This window comes from Bacillus sp. CFBP9009, assembly GCF_036541465.1.
GTDB lineage: Bacteria > Bacillota > Bacilli > Bacillales > DSM-1321 > Peribacillus.
The window spans coordinates 42,718-59,325 of sequence record NZ_JAZHFU010000001.1 but is presented as its reverse complement, the minus strand read 5'-3'; the positions used below and the strand labels follow the sequence as shown (position 1 = coordinate 59,325).

Here is a 16,608-nt window from a genome sequence, read left to right as displayed (position 1 = left end):
CTATGAAGATTATCGACCATAATTCCAATAAAAAGCCCCTCAAAAAAAATCCCTATTCAAGTTGAATGGGATTCAAAATATCACGTTTCCAAATTATTAATGTTACAGCTCACATTAATTCAAACGGATGATCGTCAGTGAAGCCCCTGCAGATCCCCCACCTGTTAAGACAACGGTAGCCACTAAACCAAATAGCTGAAGGGAGATTGTATCCCCTGCTGATAAATTTACAATTACATCATTATTATAATTAGAAATCGCGACTGCTGGTGATATTATGGAGCTGGGAATGGGTGTAGCACCATTTAGAATCAATCTCGAACCAGCAAGAAGTCCAGCAGTTGTATTTATTTGATAGGTCAAGTAATAACGACCAGTTGCAGGAACGGTAAACACAGTGTTGGCTCCATTCACTGTGAATGACCCTGAATTTTGGTTACTTGGAAGCGTAAACCGATTGCCCTCACTTCTCCTGTTGTATCGGTTGATCCAGTAGCTCATTATTCCCTTTGCTCCAATTGCACCTGTTACTTCATGCTTCTCTTCACATTTCCATGATTGTCTCCATTTTAATAAAAATAAAAGATATTTTACTATATCAGCAGAATAGGAATTACATAACCAATCCCGGGATGATTTCATCAACAAAAAGAGGCACCCATAATGGGAGCCTGAATTTTTAGTGAAGGTAAGCTATTATATGTAAACAGTAACTATTCCGCATCCTTATGCTAACACGATGATTGAGAAATGGGATATTCCACCCAGTAACTTAGGAAATATCTTTTCTATTGTACCGAATTTAAAACAGGCTAGCTTATAGTCGGTTATTTCACTGCCTTTTTTATAGCTTTCACTTCATATAATGACCCTTCCGAACTGACGATATATTCAGGCTTTGGTTTCCCAAGGTTCGCTTTATGGCCTGCGATATGGGCTTCACTCTTTTCCCACTGCTTCCAATGTGCCTCCGAATCCCAATTGATCATAATGATGACCTCTTCATCCCCGCGTCGCACTTTTTTCACCATCACACTTAAATCGATGAACCCTTCCTGCTTTTCTATGATCCCTTCCCCACTAAACCGTTTTACTACTTGTTCTGCATTACCTTCTTTTACCACCATTTTTCTCATCTGGACGAACAATCTGAACAACTCCAATCGATATACTTATAATGAATCATTTTATTCGATAACGATTCTCATTGTCAATTATTGAGACTTCGACTTAAGTGCACTACTTAAAACTCTAAATCCCAAAAACAAAAAAATGGATCAGGAAGTTATGGCTTATCTTCCTGATCCATTTTTTATTGTCATTCACCTTTTATCTTTAAGACTTTTGGGAACATAGTCATTCAGTTTATTAAATAAAGAAGTAATGTAGGAGCTGAGTTCGAATCGATCCTCCTGAACAAATTCAACTAACGACACTCCATTCTTTTTCATAACTTTTCCCCCTTTAGTTTTTATCCTGGTGCATAAACCTTTTCAGCCACTAATACCTATGAATTCTGCCATTTGCGGACTTACATAACTTCTCTCCATTGTTTTCTTTATTTGATTATACAAGAAAGCGCTTACAATGTAAAATATTATAATACTAAAGATTGCTATTTAATTAGATTGTTCCAGTTATATAAAACCTCATATTTATATTAACAAGCTATGCTGGCTTTTAAGTGCAATTTCTTAATCAATTACTACTTGTCTTGTTCACAGTGTAGAAAATTTCATGAAATGCCCTTCAATATTTCAGTTAATCGCAGGAACTCTTCCTTATCACGATTTCTTAATGAGTCATCGATTCCTTTTTCGATTTGTGCTCTCCGGTAATCACTAAGGGCCTTTTTCAAAACCATTTCAGCCATCTCTTCAGGTTCAAGCGATGTTCCTGGCAATTGCTTCTCCATACGAAACCAACTCCTTAACCTTTTTTCTATTATACTAAATAACTTGGAGATTATTATTATTTATTAACTTATCCTTTCCTCTTTTTTATTTCCTTATCCACATGATTTCCACTTTGCCACTCTTCCATACATAAAAAATACTAAATGATTTGAATTTAAAACTTTTTCATTTTAAGATCGAATCGTTTATTTCCATTACTTTAGAATTAATTATATTCCATTACAGGTGATGAGAGCTAAGTTATTCGCTTCATTTTTTTCAGAAAAGTCAGAAATATATTGACCGGTATGGATAAGCACTCTAAAATAATCTAAATAATCCAGTTTTTTACTTATATTCCTAAACCATCATTTTTGTTCTTTTCGGCTTTATTATTGTTGAAAACAATTTTGATGAAAAACTTAGCATTAAAGGAGCATTTATCATGAAAAAAAGTCGAGTTCTTTTCGCAAGTTTAGCCGGTTCCGTTATTGAGTGGTATGATTTCTATTTATACGGGACAGCAACGGGCCTGGTTTTTACAACTCTATTTTTCCCCAATCATGATCCTGCCATTTCACTTCTTCTCGCCTTTGTCACTTTCGGGGCTGGTTACGCAGCCCGTCCAATCGGGAGTATCCTATTCGGTCATATGGGTGATCGCATCGGACGGAAGGCAGCACTCATGTTCACGCTTATTGGTATGGGAGGGAGTTCAATGCTTATCGGTGTTCTGCCCACTTATGCCCAGGTTGGGTTGGCAGCCCCCGCCATCTTGGTGGTGCTGAGGTTGATTCAAGGGATTTCCTTGGGAGGTGAATGGGGCGGAGCCATCCTATTGGCAACGGAATCTGCTCCAAAGGGTGTCCGTGGGTTATATGGATCAATTCCCCAACTAGGGGTCCCCATCGGTTTGGTTGCCGGTTCGTTCAGCCTGACCCTTATCAGTTCCTTGACAACTGATGCCCAATTTTTATCTTGGGGTTGGCGGATTCCATTCCTTTTAAGCGGTGTACTGATTGCATTGGCAATCTGGGTAAGGAGTGGCATTGAAGAAACGCCGGAATTTAAAGCGCAGAAAGATAGCGGCGATCTTGCGAAAGTTCCCATTATTGAAACGTTGAAACACGATTGGAGAAGTGTGCTGCAAGTGATCGGACTAAAAATTGGGGATGGGTTCTTCAATGTATTCATCATGTCCTATGTTCTCGTCTTTACTACACTGTATTTTGGTTATTCCCAAGATTCAGCCTTGACCGGTTTAACGATTGGCTGCGCTACAATGCTAGTAACCATTCCTGTCATTGGTTACATTTCTGATTTTATCGACCGAAAAATCATCTATTTTGGGGGCTTGATTCTCCTTTTCATCTTGGCCATCCCATATTTCACAATGATTGGGCAAGGGGTCGGCTGGTTCTACTTTATGCAGGCAGTTGTACTCGGCGTCATCTGGGGAGCCATTTTTTCTACACAAGGGACGTTATTCTCGGAGCTCTTTCCAGCCAAGGTCCGTTATACTGGATTATCCGTCGGTTATCAGGTCGCGGCAGCCATTGCAGGTTTCGGTCCGCTCATCTGGACCACCATGGCGGAATCATATGGCCCATCCCCTTTGGTATTTGGCGGATTCATGATGGCAGGTCTCGCAATTTCCCTGGCGCTTTGTATATTATCATCGCATTTCAGCAGAAGGATCAAAAGTGATCAAACACCCAATCCACAAGAGCTGGATTTGAACTGATTCTAAAATCCCTGGCATAAGTAATAACAGAGGCTGCACGTCCTTTCACTTGGACAACCGGCCTCTGTTTTTTAGAAAGCACATACCTGTCTAAACTTCCTTAATTCCTACAACCTCCAAAAGATCGGTCAACGTCCGGATTTCATAGGTGGGGTTGATTCCCAGATTATTATCCTTTTGATGGGGATTATACCAGCATGTATCCATTCCATAATTCAAGCCACCCTGTATATCTGATGTCAAGGAGTCGCCCACTATCAACGCTTTCGATTTATCTGTAATCTTTAACTTCGTAAATGCATAATCAAAAATCCCTCTATCAGGCTTCTGAAACCCAGCCTCTTGGGAAACTATCAGAGTCTCAAAGGTATTGCAAAGGGGTGACCCCCCGATTCTTGCTGTCTGCACTGTCGTGAACCCATTTGTTATAATGGCCAGCCGGCATCCTCCAAGCTTCTCGCAAACCTCCAAAGCCCCGGGCAGAAGATGTATTTCCTTTCCCAAATGTCCTAGGTACACACTGCCGAACGCATCCGCATCGATATCAAGCCTATGCTTCAGGAACAACCGCTTGAACCTTTCCACACCCAGATTTGTTAAATCAATAAGCCCCTGTTCCAAATCCCTCCATAAAACCTTACTGATTTCTTGGTAGCATCCCGCATAATCCTCCGCCCCTGTAGGCAAACCGAACTCTAAGAAAGCTTCATGCAGTGCTTTTTTTTCCGATATTCCAAAGTCTAGCAATGTATCATCAACATCAAATAAGATAATCTCGTATTTCATCGTTGCCTCCATAATCATTTTAATCCAACTTAACACATTTCCTTTAATTATGTATTACTTATCAGATACATGGTAAATAAATACTGCAAGCTTGGAAAACTACAAAAAGGATAGCTTCAAAAGCTATCCTTTTTGTATGGTTCTTTATAGAGGATGACTCCTAATGGTAAACTGTTATCATATTTATTCTTTCATGACCATGGCGTTTATTCTATAACGCACTGCTATCATTTTAAATACGAACAGGAAATAAGAGACTTCCCCTTTGCGGGCAAGTCTCTTATTTTTATGAAGATCCTACTATTTTTTCGCCTCTCGGCTTTGTACTATTTGAGTCTGGTTCTCTTGTGATGCCAATTTGATTGAATTTATCATTAATGGACAGTTTGTATGTCAATGATCCTGTGCCGACTTCATCAGGCTTGAAAGTTCCTGCATTTGTCCGTTTTCCATCTTTCAGCAACCACACCTGATACACCTCGGACTCTTGAAGGCTAGGCAAATTCTGAATTTGCACGATTAACCGTCTTTCTTCACCTTGCTGCAAAATGTATGCAGCACCGTCCGTATTCATATTTACAGCCGTCTTATCGACAGGCTGCAAAGATAGCGACGTTTTAACCTCCATTGGCAGATTGATGGCCGCAAGCTCTTTTTTCAGTTGAATATTGGAATATAACAGCACAAACGCCAAAACTAGCGCTGCCAACAAAAGACCTGAAGTTACTGGTGTAAACTGCTTAAAGAAAAAACGACTCCAATTCTTTTCCATTCTCTCCGGAACTTCATCATCAGTCTCAAAGACAAAATTCATGACCTCTGATTTCAGGGAAGAAGAAGGTTCTTTTTCTTCGAAATCCCATTTCAATGAATTCCAGGCTTCCGTCATTTGTTCATACTCCCTAGTGCATTCAGAGCATTGTGTTAAGTGTTCCGCGAATGCTTTTTTTTCTTTTTCTCCCAGTTCACCCGATAAAAATGAAAGCAGGTTAGCGCACTCTGTATTCATTTACAAACCACCTACTTCCAAATACTTTTTCAATAATTTAAGCGACTGGTGGAGTCTGCTCTTGATGGTACCAATCGGTTCATTTTCAATTTTGGCAATTTCGGTTAACGAGTACCCTTTCCAATACAGTAAATCAATCAGTCTTTTTTGCGGCTTGCTTAACTTACTTTTTGCATTGGCAATTTCACTGTGTAGTAGCCCATTTTCTATATCATTATTCGGATCTTCTATGTCAATTGGACGACTCATGTCCATGTGTTTATTATTCCGAATATGAACGCTGTCTTTACGGACATAATCCACACACACATTTCGTGTAACGGTCAAAAGCCAGCTTACAAAGTGCCCCTTTTCGGAACTGTAGCTGCCTTTTGTGGTCCAGAGCTTTAAAAAGACCAATTGCACAATCTCTTTAGTTTTATCAGGATTTCCATTTGTGAACTTAAAAATAAACCCATAGATTAATTTAATATGCCGGTCATAAAGTTCTTCCAGAGCAGGACGATGCTTTTTCATTACTAATGCCATCAATTCCTTATCAAGTTTTTCTTTCAATCGCACCTGCAACTCCTCACCAGTAAATTTGGAATAAAACGTGTAACAGGAACGACCATCACTGATCGTCCCTTTTTCTTATTTTGGAAAAACCGTCTTGTTATTTACAATATACCAAACATTTTTCACGCCTTCGCCATTTACATCTCCCGCTGACTTATCATTCACAAAATAGTAGAGTGGAAATCCTTTGTACGTTACCTGCTCTTCCCCTGTATCCTCCCTTTTTATGGATCCAAAGTCTTTCTCCTCAAATCCTTTAGGGACAGCAAAATCCCTTTCCATGAACGGCGGCCATTTTTTCAGACAATCACCGATGCAATTGCTTTTTCCTGATTTATCATTCTTGAAAAAATAAAGTGTCATTCCCTTGGAATCAGCAAGGTATTCGCCTGTTGTTTCACTTTCCAATAATTTTAGGGTTACTGCTTTTTCATCGGCAGTACCACTTACCTCTTGATCATTTTGGGGTGAATCATTAGCTTCTTTTCCACATGCCGCCAAAACTAGGACCATCATAAGAACTGAAAATACCATCCACTTTTTCATATACTCTCACTCCTCGTCAATTTACTTCCATCCCCATTTTTGAAATACTTGATGGGATTCTTCCGTTTTAAGATAATCAATGAATTGTTTTGCCTTTTTCTTGTTTTTACTCTTACTTGTTATGCTTACCGGGGTTCCTCTATAGAGTTTGTCTTCCTCAGGGAGTTGAACCAGGTCCGTCACATCCGCCAGACGGTAATGCCAGGATTCATATGTAATCCAGGCGTCTAATTTAGAATTTGCCTTCCATAGATCGATTGCTTCTGCACTGGACTTCACTGAAATGTCAATATTCCTGCTAATTCCAGGAATCAATCCTTTTCTTCCAGCCAAATCTTCCCATAGCCCCAGTTGCCCGGCTCCATTAACATCCACAATCTTTACGCCCTTCTTCGTTAAATCCTCCAAAGACTGTATATTCTTTGGGTTTCCTTTTCTAACCAGAATTCCAGCTGCCCGCGAATACAATTCAGTACGGCTCTTTTCATTAATGATACCTGGATGATCATGCATAAATTCTGTTAGCATATACTCGGACCCTCCGTAAATGATATCCGCATCCTGTTTAGCTTGATCAATCCATTTTTCTTCGGGTCCCGCTGTTACCTCAACTTTTATCCCCGTTTCTTTGGTGAATTGTTCCGCCACTTCCTTGATAGGTCCAAGGGGTCCACCTGGTCCATATACTTTTACGACGTCGTTGACAGCTTGCCCCCGATTCGAACCCATTTCCGGTGAAAATCCTAACAGTACTAGCATCAATGATATCCACCCAACAAAAATGACCTTTTTCAAGTCTTTCTTCTCTCCCTCCTAAAAAGCCTTTGTACTATAGATAACGGAACAAATCCCGAAACGGTTTGAAAAAAATTGTTAATTATTTTCAAACCGCTGCAAAATACATCTTATGATCTTAAGCATTTCTCTTTTTTCTCAACAAAAACACCCCATTCGAAAAAGCATCTATTTTCGAATGGGGCATGACTTTAATTACATACTCTTTCAATTCTCTTAAACAAGTGGCAGAAAAGGCTAACTTGAATTGCTTCCCTCTCTCTTTCTCTTTCTATTTCTTTTAATAACAGCTATCACCAATAATAAAAGCGGAATAATCGTTTGCATCAAAATTCCATGAAAAGGGAAGGCGACGATATCATATCGATTGACATCCATAGAGCTGGTATACGACCAAAAGCTGAATTCTACAATCAAAATCCCTATCGGCCATACAACAGGACGATAGTCGGAGAGATTCAGCCACTGCGCGGTACCTAAAGCAGCCGCATAATAAAACACAGAAATTTTGACAAACGCTCCTACTATCCATACGGCCATGATGGCTGACTCCAAATGTTCAAAAAAGTCGGCCAAACTGATGTACCGAGATACATTCATCAAGGGATAAGTCTTTGTTTCTGTTGTTGACCCGAGTACAAAAAGAACCAGAAGATTCACCACAATTAACGTCATCATCACGGCAAAAACAGACATCATCCCGGATTTCATCCCTTTTTTCATATCGGTTAAAAAAGGGAGGAGAAAAATCATCAGAAAAAACTCGCTGAACCATCCACCCGGTACAATCGAACCCTTGATTGGAGGCATAATTCCATTCCCCAATATCGGGAATATATTCTTAAATTCAAGATCAGGGCCCAGTAGGACGATTAAAAGGAGGATTGGAAAGATAAAAACAGGAACCAACAATTGGGCAGCTCTCCCCATCACCTCTATCCCTCCGCTTACGATAAAGGCACAGAGGAGTACCATCGATGCCATGATCACGCTAATCGGGGTTTTGACCAGAAAAGAGTCGACAATAAATTCTCCGTAACTTCTTAGGATTTGCCCTGTGATCGGGATATAAAAAAACAAGAATAAAAAACCAAGAATTTTCCCCGGAATCCGACCGATGATCTGTTCACTGAATTGGATAACCGTTTGTTTCGGATAAAGTTTGTGCAGTTTATAAGTGATATACACCGTCGCATACCCGATGAGAGACGCCAAAATGGGGGAAAGCCATAAATCAGTTTTGGCATATTTCGCTGTGATGCTTGGAACACCGAGAACAGCCGTTGCCACAATCGTTGGATACATCATGAATGCCATCTGTAGAGATGAAATTTTACCTTTCTCCATCATCTTCCTCCTTTCTGTGATAGTATGTAAATTTGAAATCACGCAACCCACAGATAGCTTTACTTTTTCATAAACTCTTCAAACGGCTAATAAGAGTTTCAATCCATTCAGTTGGTCCTGCCCTCAACGTGAGTACGAACATGGATAGCACCTTTTCGATAGGATATTTAAGATAAAAAGTGCCCAGTCAGCTGGTTTCGGTTCCTTTACGATTTCTTTTCCTTACAACAGCAATCACCAACAATAACAGAGGAATAATCGTTTGCATCAAAATACTTTGTAAAGGGAAGACGTTGATATCATTACGACTGACATCCACAGAGCTAGGCAACGACCATAAACTGAATATGACAAGCAAAATCCCTATCGGCCATACAATAGGTCGGTAGTCGGAGAGATTCAGCCACTGCGCTGTACCTAAAGCAGATGCATAATAAAAAACGGAAATTTTCACAAACGCCCCCACTATCCATACCGCCATGGCGGCGGATTCTACATGTTCAAAAAAGTCGGCTAAACTGATGTATCGAGATGCATTCATCAAGGGGTAAAGCTTTGTGGATGTTGTTGACCCAAGTAAAAAAAGAACCGTAAGATTCACCACAATTAACGTGATCATCACGGCAAACACAGACATCATACCGGATTTCATCCCTTTTTTCATATCTGCCAAAAAAGGAAGAAGAAAAATGATCAGGAAAAACTCGCTGAACCATCCCCCTGGTACAATCGCACCCTTGATTGGGGGCATCATACCATCCGCCAATACCGGGAATATATTCTTGAATTCAAGATCAGGAATCAGCAAGAGGATTAAGATAAAGATTGGAAAAATGAAAACAGGTACAAACAATTCAGCAGCTCGCCCCAACACTTCTATTCCCCCGCGTACGATGAACGCACACAGAAGCACCATCGATGCCATGATCACACTAATCGGGGTACGTACCAGAAAAGAGCTGACAATAAATTCTGCGTAGCCTCTAAGGATTAGCCCCGTGTTCTGGATATAAAAAAACAAGAGTAAAAAACCGAAAATTTTCCCCGGAATCCGACCAATGATCTTTTCAGTGAATTGGATCACCGTTTGTTTTGGATAAAGTTGGTGCAGTTTATAAGCGATATAAACCGTAAGAAACCCTATGAGCGCAGCAAAAATGGGGGACAGCCATAAATCAGTTTTGGCATATTTCGCTGTGATGCTGGGAACCCCGATAATAGCCGTTGCCACAATCGTCGGATACATCATGAATGCCATCTGTAATGATGAAATTTTCCCTTTCTCCATCTGCTTCCTCCTTTCTGTCATAATTTGAAATCACGCAACCCACTGATAGACTCACTTTTCCATAAACTCTCCAAATGGCCTGAAAAAAGCTTCGATCCATTGAGTGGGTCCTGACATCTGCGGGAGATTGAACATGGACAGAACCAGGCCAGTGAGGAGCAGTGTAAGAAATGCCATTTTATCTTTTTTAGGGTTTTGTTTCATTTTCGGCCATTCAAACAAAATGATTAGAGTTACGATCACGGTTGTACACATAAAGGCCCCCCATCTCACTTGTCCTTCACCTCTTTCTCAGACAAACCCGCCGGTCTGTTGATATAGCCCTGTCTTCGAATATGGGCCGCAACATCGACTTCCACTTCCATTTCCGCGAATATCTCATCCCAGTGGTTATCGACCTTATTAAACTGTTTAGGATATTTCCTATAGAAATCTTTACCTAACGCTAAAATGTCCGCTTTCTTATGCTGAGTATTCAGAAAAGCCATCTCGATGCGTTTTTCTATATCTTTTTGATATGCTAGTTCTGCAGCTTTTAGAGACTTAGGATTTGAAAGGTTTAAATTCGTTCCATTTTGTATAACAGCTCCATCTGTATTTACCCTTACTAATAATTTCCATTTTTCACTGATAATTTGCGGAATGATCTTGACTTTGGCTGACACTGGACTTAAAGATATCTCCCCTTTCACCCCTTTGGGTTTTATGGTCACGGTATATGATTCCACTTCATCCCTTAACCACAATAGCCCTCTTGTTTCTTTTTCCGTCATCATCCCAGTCATTTTATCTTTTTTGAACACGGCTGTTCCGACAATGTAAGGAATTCCCTGTAATTTCGTTTGCCCTTTCGCTGGTGGTAAAATTTTAACGAATGGAAGTGCGGCCGCTTGAGGTATACCCGTTAACATTTCATCTAAATCCTGTAGTGTGACCAGCATCCCGATATGTAAATCAGATAGTTCTCTAAGCACTTCCCCTGAATAGTTTTCCAGGGGTGGCAAAGATTCAAGGATAGGCTTTGCTTTCCCTTTGCTGACATACACATTTGCTTTCTCTCTTGGCTGCGGATGGCGCAGCAAAAAATCCAGCTGCTCTTGAATTCCTTCCTTCGCTAACTTTTCACCGAATACAAATACTTTACAATGTCCCCAAAATACTTTTCGCGGAAGCTTGCTTTGAAGCTTAGACAGTGCATCTGAAATATTGGAGCCTTTTTCATATCTCACCAATGTCGTAACAGCACCCCCGCCTTGACTGCTCCCTCCTCCTTGACCGCCGCCTCCACTACTTATTGAACTGGGAATAAAGACTTGGACGGATAGTTCGATTTGATTATTATCCTTCTTATCGATGGCGGCTGCTGTGACAATCGCCAAATCAGTGATTTCCACTCGATCCCAACAACCGCTTAGAAAAGTGGTCGTTCCACTAATACCGAGCAAAAGAAGGACGCTTTTCATGAAATGACGCCTCTTTACTTTCTCCAATATCTTTGTTCGCCTCCAGCCATTATTCACTCCGTTTCACTTCCCCTTTTTGGATTTGGTCCCTGCTCCGGGGGTTGACGGTATACATTAGAATCCCCTGTGAGGCGCGGGCGTGTATTCATCATCCACCAAGGAGCTCTCCACAGCACATCTTTCAGCTCTTGACCTTTTAACGGTGCCAGTGGCGTTAAGTAAGGAACGCCGAAGGAACGCAAGCTGCATAAGTGAATGACTATGGCAATGATCCCCATCATGATACCAAGCAGTCCTAATGTACCGGCAAGCAGCATCATTGGAAAACGCAGCATCCGAAAAGCAATTCCGGCAATATAACGAGGCATCATAAAAGAAGCGATTCCCGTAATCGCAACCACAATGACCATTGGCGCTGAAACCAACCCAGCTTGTACAGAAGCTTGACCAATCACTAGTGCTCCAACAATGCTGACAGCAGAACCTACCTGCTTCGGCAATCGAACCCCTGCCTCTCTTAGTGCTTCAAACGTAATTTCCATAGCCAATGCCTCTACTATTGCAGGAAATGGGACCGCTTCCCGGGATGCCGCGCTGCTTAGCAGGAGTGCGGTTGGGACCGCCTCATGATGGAACGTCAAAATAGCAACATATAGTGAAGGAAGCAAAAGAGATAATCCCATAAAAATATAACGTAACCAACGGATAAAAGTGCCTGCCATAAAACGTTGAGCATAATCCTCTTGTGATTGAATCAAAGAAAAGAAGGATATTGGTGCAATTAAAGTAAAAGGGGTTCCTTCTACAAGAATGACAGCCCGTCCCTCCAGCAAGCTGGCACAGGCTACATCCGGCCGTTCTGTCGACATGATCTGAGGGAAAGGTGAAAACGGATTGTCCTCGATCATTTCCTCGATGTACTCGCTTTCTAAAATACCGTCTATTTTAATTCGTTCCAACCGAGTTGTAATCTCTTCAATCAGTGTTTTATCCGCAAGTCCATCAATATAAGCAATCGAAACATTCGTCCTGGTAAGAGTTCCAATCTTCATCGATTGTATTTTAAGGGCAGGACTTTTGATAATACGTCGCAATTGGGAAGTATTTACTTCTAGAGATTCAATAAATCCCTCTCGTGACCCCCTAACTCCCCCTTCTGCCACAGGTTCTTCAATCGCACGCTTTTCCCATTTGGACAATCCTAAAGAAAATCCATCGCTTTCCCCTTCATATAGAAGGATCGGGTTTCCAGAGGAAATCGATTCAATGCAATCCGCCAACATATTCACTTTCACCACTTTAGGAACGGGCATTTTATGTTCAATAAACTCATTTAATGGCTGTGACTCTTTTGATGACTCTTGCATGAGTGGAGATAGCACATATTGCTCTATCGCCTCGATGTCTGAGAGTCCCGCAATATAAATAAGCATGGCTCTCGTCTTTCCGAAAAGTAAGAACGAACGGAACATGACATCCGAGCAATTATCATAAACAGAACGAAGTGTTTCTACATTTTGACTGAAATTCGCATCAAGTGCATCTGCAGGCTTAGAATCCTGGTAATTATTTTGTACACTGGATTTTTTTTCTTTCGTTTTCCTTAACAATCTACCCACATTACGAATCAAGCTGGTTACCCCCATTTTTTTGCAGGTCGCTCTTACTCCATTTTTCTATGTTTCTTCATTAAGGGTATTTTATACAGAAAATCCTGTGCCCGGCATAAACTTAATTTTCATTTAGCAGAATTGAAAAGCTATGTTATAAGTTGATTTTGAATAAACCGTAAACACTTGTGATATCCTGTTTGTAATTAATAACTATGGGGTATATCAAAAACCGAGGCTACATATTAAAATACTGTCTCTGGCTAAATATTGTTTTTTGAACAAGCTACGCAAGACCATAAAATGGGGGTTATTTTTTAAGGATGGATATTCGCTTTAAAATACCTCTTTTTTTCTTTTTAAATAAGTTTCATGGGCAATCAGACTAAAACATTAGAAGATAAGGGAGATTCTATGTCATTCTTAATCACATTGCTCGGATTATTGGTGTCCACAATAATCGCTACAATATTAAATGCCATATGGCCTCGTATTCCACTACCGATATATCAGATATCCATGGGAGCAGTGCTTTCATTATTGCCATTTCAATTATCGTTGGATTTTCATTCAGAATTATTCATGATCTGTGTTATTGCTCCGTTACTCTTTACAGAAGGAAAAAATACGTCCCGTAAAGAAATGCTTGAATTGCGTAAGCCTATTCTGTTATTGGCCTTTGGGTTAGTATTTGTAACTGTTTTTGCAGGAGGTTTTTTCATCCACTGGTTAATACCTGATATGCCGATGGCTGTTGCCTTTGCTTTAGCAGCTACAATTACCCCTACGGATGCTGTAGCGGTACAATCGATTACAAAAGGATTGAAATTGCCCGGAAATATGATGCCCATCCTTGAAGGTGAATCACTTTTCAATGATGCTGCTGGAATCGTGGCTTTTAAAGTTGCCCTGGCAGCTGCCTTAACTGGAGCATTTTCTATAAAAGATGCTTCGCTTAATTTTATATTTGTAGCTATAGGCGGTATCTTCATAGGTATCCTATTGGGCTACTTAATCGTTAAATTACGATTACTTTTACGGGTTCATGGACTTGAAGAAATCTCCATGTCTATTGTTATTGAGCTAATTACGCCTTTTGTCATATATATGGTAGCTGAAGAATTCCATGTTTCCGGAATCTTGGCAGTGGTTGCCGCAGGTGTAATTCATGGCATCGAGCGGGATCGCCTTCAGAATTCCACAACTAAATTGCAAATTGTATCATCTAATACATGGTCTGTATTAGGTTATGTTTTGAATGGACTTGTATTTGCTTTATTAGGATTTATGTTGCCGAGTGTTTATCAGGAAATTGAGTCCAACATAAATAGGGGTAATCTTTTTGGGATAAGTGTTTTGATTGTTCTTTTATTATTGGTGATCCGTTTTATTTGGGTATACATTCTGCATGATACTTTTACGAAAAACAGAGTGAATCCATTAGAGCAATTCATTATGTCCAGGGTTCACCCAGAAGATAGCGAGGACACTGATGAGGAGAATGTTTCAAGACCAAGATTTGCATTTTTGACATCCGTTTGCGGCATTCATGGAACGATTACATTAGCTACAGCTTTATCCATACCATATTTTATGCCAGATGACACTTTATTCCCGATGCGTAATACAGTCTTGTTTATCGCAGCTTGCGTTATATTGTTAAGCGTCACATTGGCTACGGTTCTCTTGCCATTACTGGTAAAGACACCGATTGAATTCAAAGATGAACGCCTAACCTCTGAGGAGGCATATAAAATTGTTTTAAATAAAACGATCGATCAGCTAAGCAAAGAAGCAACCATGGATAATCAGAAAGCTGTCAATCAAGTAATGGAAGATTTGAATGAACAACTGATTGATTTGGAACGGGGAATCACGACCAGACCCGATAATCGGACAATACGCGATTTAGTGGAGCAAGGGGCCAATAAGGAATTGGAAGTCGTTTCTGGATTAGTCGAAAAAGGAACTATATCTGAAACAGCCTTAGAACTTTATAAAGTGTATCTTTCAAGAACCTTAAATTATATGCAAAAATCTTCGCTGAAGAGGGCTTGGATCAATTTGCAGGCGATTCTTTTCAAGAAAAAGATCAATGTCAAATGGGATAAGAAATGGGAAGCGAAATTAGAGGACTCTATCGTTAAAAATGCGGACCTGATCCGGGAGTTCCGTAAAGCCCAAAAAGAAGCTTCAAAGGAAGCCATTTCATTGATCAAACAACAAACTACACCTGAAAACCGTCATGAAGTGATGCTTGTCATTCAAAGATATAATCGTTATTTAAATCCATTCGGAACATTAAGTGAAAAAGAAGCAAATCGCTTTGAAGAGATGGTGAGTCATTTTCAGTTGATTGCAATGCAAATCGAACGTGATATCATTCAGCAAATGGTTGAAGATGAGCAAATATCCATGCAAACAGCAACTGAGCTTAGACAAAACTTAATCTATGATGAAATGATAATGATACAAAATTAAGAAATGAATTAGAGACAACGTTACGACAGGGAGCGGTGTCTCTTTTACTTCCTCATTCCATTCGTGATTTCGGATAAGCACCTCTATCGCCTTGATCTCCTCATCTATCTCTACGTTTATTTTCATCTCTGCGACCTCCCTTTGCTTATAATGAAAGTATATTAATATCTAGATATTTCGCTTGTGATTTCCAGCTACATGCAACTTAATAGCGATAACATGCTTGAAATGGATACTCAGATACACTAAATAACCGTCCAAATAATTGGACGGCCCTTGTATACAAAAAATCTAATTCTGCTTTTGAACCCGTTTTTATCAATCAGCTTACTATTGACCTGTTCAAAGGGTCCGGATCACTCTTTGCTTGTAAAAGTACTTGGCATCACCACAGCGATTACCTCTCCACGGGCGCAAAGTTTATCGATGGCAAATACCTCTGTTTCGATTCTCCATTTCTTTGGATGAACCTCATGAATCGTCCCAACGGCTGTTAATGGCACATCATTTGGGGTTGGCTTTACGAACTCCACTTTCAGTGACGCAGTCACAAATCTGGGAGGCTCCACTCCATCTCCAACTTCATGCCCATTTTTACGATGCATTGCCAATGCAGCGGAGCCTGTTCCATGACAATCAATTAAAGAAGCAATCAAGCCGCCATAAACAAATCCAGGAATTGCGATATGCTCTGGACGTGGTGTATAAATTGTCCTTGTTTGCTCGCCTTGCCAACCGGTTCGAAAGTGATGACCCTCTTCGTTTAAACGACCGCATCCATAACACCATGCAAATGCATCCGGATAATCATCTTGAATCGCTTTTACCACAATCTCCTCCATCATCTCTCCTCCTTTTTCAGAATATTATAACATCACTAAAGGGAATTCCCAGATAGTTTATTGAGCTTTCAGCTTTATACATACTGCAGAAATCGATAACATACATAAAATGTTTGCAAGAATCTTTGCTCCTTTTCTCGATAAATGACAAAAGCCCCTGTTAGCAAAGCAGCATTCAGGGGCTTTCATTTGAAAGTATATATAGTTAAGAAGTGTGTCATCCATTGCATGGTCTATGATTTTG

The 16,608-nt window shown here is 40.3% G+C and carries 18 protein-coding genes; 2 read left to right on the top strand and 16 right to left on the bottom strand.

The features are described 5' to 3' along the window. Positions 1–114: 114 nt before the first annotated feature. The 4 genes from V3595_RS00410 to V3595_RS00395 form a co-directional block, all read right to left on the bottom strand. Positions 115–645 carry a BclA C-terminal domain-containing protein gene (locus V3595_RS00410; protein WP_485904840.1) on the bottom strand — a complete coding sequence of 177 codons (531 nt, stop codon included), beginning with the start codon at positions 643–645 and terminating at the stop codon, positions 115–117. 182 nt (positions 646–827) lie between these two features. After that, the gene (locus V3595_RS00405; protein ID WP_402899645.1) at positions 828–1,148 is read right to left on the bottom strand and encodes an antibiotic biosynthesis monooxygenase family protein; all 321 of its coding nucleotides are present in this window, start codon (positions 1,146–1,148) and stop codon (positions 828–830) included. Positions 1,149–1,322: 174 nt separating this feature from the next. Beyond that, positions 1,323–1,451, bottom strand: a complete 129-nt coding sequence (locus V3595_RS00400; RefSeq protein ID WP_260359184.1) for a hypothetical protein — start codon at positions 1,449–1,451, stop codon at positions 1,323–1,325. A 284-nt stretch (positions 1,452–1,735) separates the two neighbouring features. After that, positions 1,736–1,915 (bottom strand): IDEAL domain-containing protein, encoded by a 180-nt coding sequence (locus V3595_RS00395; RefSeq protein WP_485904837.1) that lies wholly within the window; start codon positions 1,913–1,915, stop codon positions 1,736–1,738. A 425-nt stretch (positions 1,916–2,340) separates the two neighbouring features. Here V3595_RS00395 and V3595_RS00390 point away from each other — a divergent pair, with 425 nt between their 5' ends. Then, positions 2,341–3,639 (top strand): MFS transporter, encoded by a 1,299-nt coding sequence (locus V3595_RS00390; protein ID WP_485904835.1) that lies wholly within the window; start codon positions 2,341–2,343, stop codon positions 3,637–3,639. A 90-nt stretch (positions 3,640–3,729) separates the two neighbouring features. Here V3595_RS00390 and V3595_RS00385 read toward each other — a convergent pair whose 3' ends face one another. The 10 genes from V3595_RS00385 to V3595_RS00340 form a co-directional block, all read right to left on the bottom strand. Next, the gene (locus V3595_RS00385; protein ID WP_485904833.1) at positions 3,730–4,425 is read right to left on the bottom strand and encodes a YjjG family noncanonical pyrimidine nucleotidase; all 696 of its coding nucleotides are present in this window, start codon (positions 4,423–4,425) and stop codon (positions 3,730–3,732) included. 286 nt (positions 4,426–4,711) lie between these two features. Next, positions 4,712–5,434: an anti-sigma factor domain-containing protein gene (locus V3595_RS00380; RefSeq protein WP_485904831.1), complete on the bottom strand. Its 723-nt coding sequence runs from the start codon at positions 5,432–5,434 to the stop codon at positions 4,712–4,714. Beyond that, a complete protein-coding gene (locus tag V3595_RS00375) occupies positions 5,435–5,989 on the bottom strand; it encodes an RNA polymerase sigma factor (protein WP_485904829.1) in 555 nt (184 codons plus the stop codon). Between the two features lie 78 nt (positions 5,990–6,067). Continuing rightward, the gene (locus tag V3595_RS00370; protein WP_485904828.1) at positions 6,068–6,538 is read right to left on the bottom strand and encodes a COG4315 family predicted lipoprotein; all 471 of its coding nucleotides are present in this window, start codon (positions 6,536–6,538) and stop codon (positions 6,068–6,070) included. Positions 6,539–6,559: 21 nt separating this feature from the next. Then, on the bottom strand, positions 6,560–7,267 hold the full coding sequence (locus V3595_RS00365) for an extracellular solute-binding protein (RefSeq protein ID WP_425589455.1): 708 nt from the start codon (positions 7,265–7,267) through the stop codon (positions 6,560–6,562). Positions 7,268–7,570: 303 nt separating this feature from the next. Further along, positions 7,571–8,680, bottom strand: coding sequence for a GerAB/ArcD/ProY family transporter (locus V3595_RS00360; RefSeq protein WP_485904826.1), 1,110 nt, complete (start codon positions 8,678–8,680; stop codon positions 7,571–7,573). A 187-nt stretch (positions 8,681–8,867) separates the two neighbouring features. Then, entirely contained in the window at positions 8,868–9,968 is a 1,101-nt protein-coding gene (locus tag V3595_RS00355; RefSeq protein WP_485904824.1) for a GerAB/ArcD/ProY family transporter, read from the bottom strand. A gap of 51 nt (positions 9,969–10,019) precedes the next feature. After that, positions 10,020–10,223, bottom strand: coding sequence for a hypothetical protein (locus V3595_RS00350; protein WP_251435278.1), 204 nt, complete (start codon positions 10,221–10,223; stop codon positions 10,020–10,022). A gap of 14 nt (positions 10,224–10,237) precedes the next feature. Beyond that, the gene (locus tag V3595_RS00345; protein ID WP_485904821.1) at positions 10,238–11,458 is read right to left on the bottom strand and encodes a Ger(x)C family spore germination protein; all 1,221 of its coding nucleotides are present in this window, start codon (positions 11,456–11,458) and stop codon (positions 10,238–10,240) included. A 26-nt stretch (positions 11,459–11,484) separates the two neighbouring features. Continuing rightward, positions 11,485–13,077 (bottom strand): spore germination protein, encoded by a 1,593-nt coding sequence (locus V3595_RS00340; RefSeq protein ID WP_485904819.1) that lies wholly within the window; start codon positions 13,075–13,077, stop codon positions 11,485–11,487. A 378-nt stretch (positions 13,078–13,455) separates the two neighbouring features. On the opposite strand from V3595_RS00340, the gene V3595_RS00335 reads away from it, so the two are divergent. Then, a complete protein-coding gene (locus tag V3595_RS00335; protein WP_485904817.1) occupies positions 13,456–15,522 on the top strand; it encodes a Na+/H+ antiporter in 2,067 nt (688 codons plus the stop codon). Here the strand turns inward: V3595_RS00335 and V3595_RS00330 are convergent. After that, positions 15,487–15,648 carry a hypothetical protein gene (locus V3595_RS00330; protein ID WP_170974054.1) on the bottom strand — a complete coding sequence of 54 codons (162 nt, stop codon included), beginning with the start codon at positions 15,646–15,648 and terminating at the stop codon, positions 15,487–15,489. The two genes, V3595_RS00335 and V3595_RS00330, sit on opposite strands and share 36 nt — an antisense overlap. Before the next feature lie 230 nt (positions 15,649–15,878). Beyond that, positions 15,879–16,364 (bottom strand): PaaI family thioesterase, encoded by a 486-nt coding sequence (locus V3595_RS00325; protein ID WP_137019880.1) that lies wholly within the window; start codon positions 16,362–16,364, stop codon positions 15,879–15,881. Between the last annotated feature and the right edge of the window lie 244 nt (positions 16,365–16,608).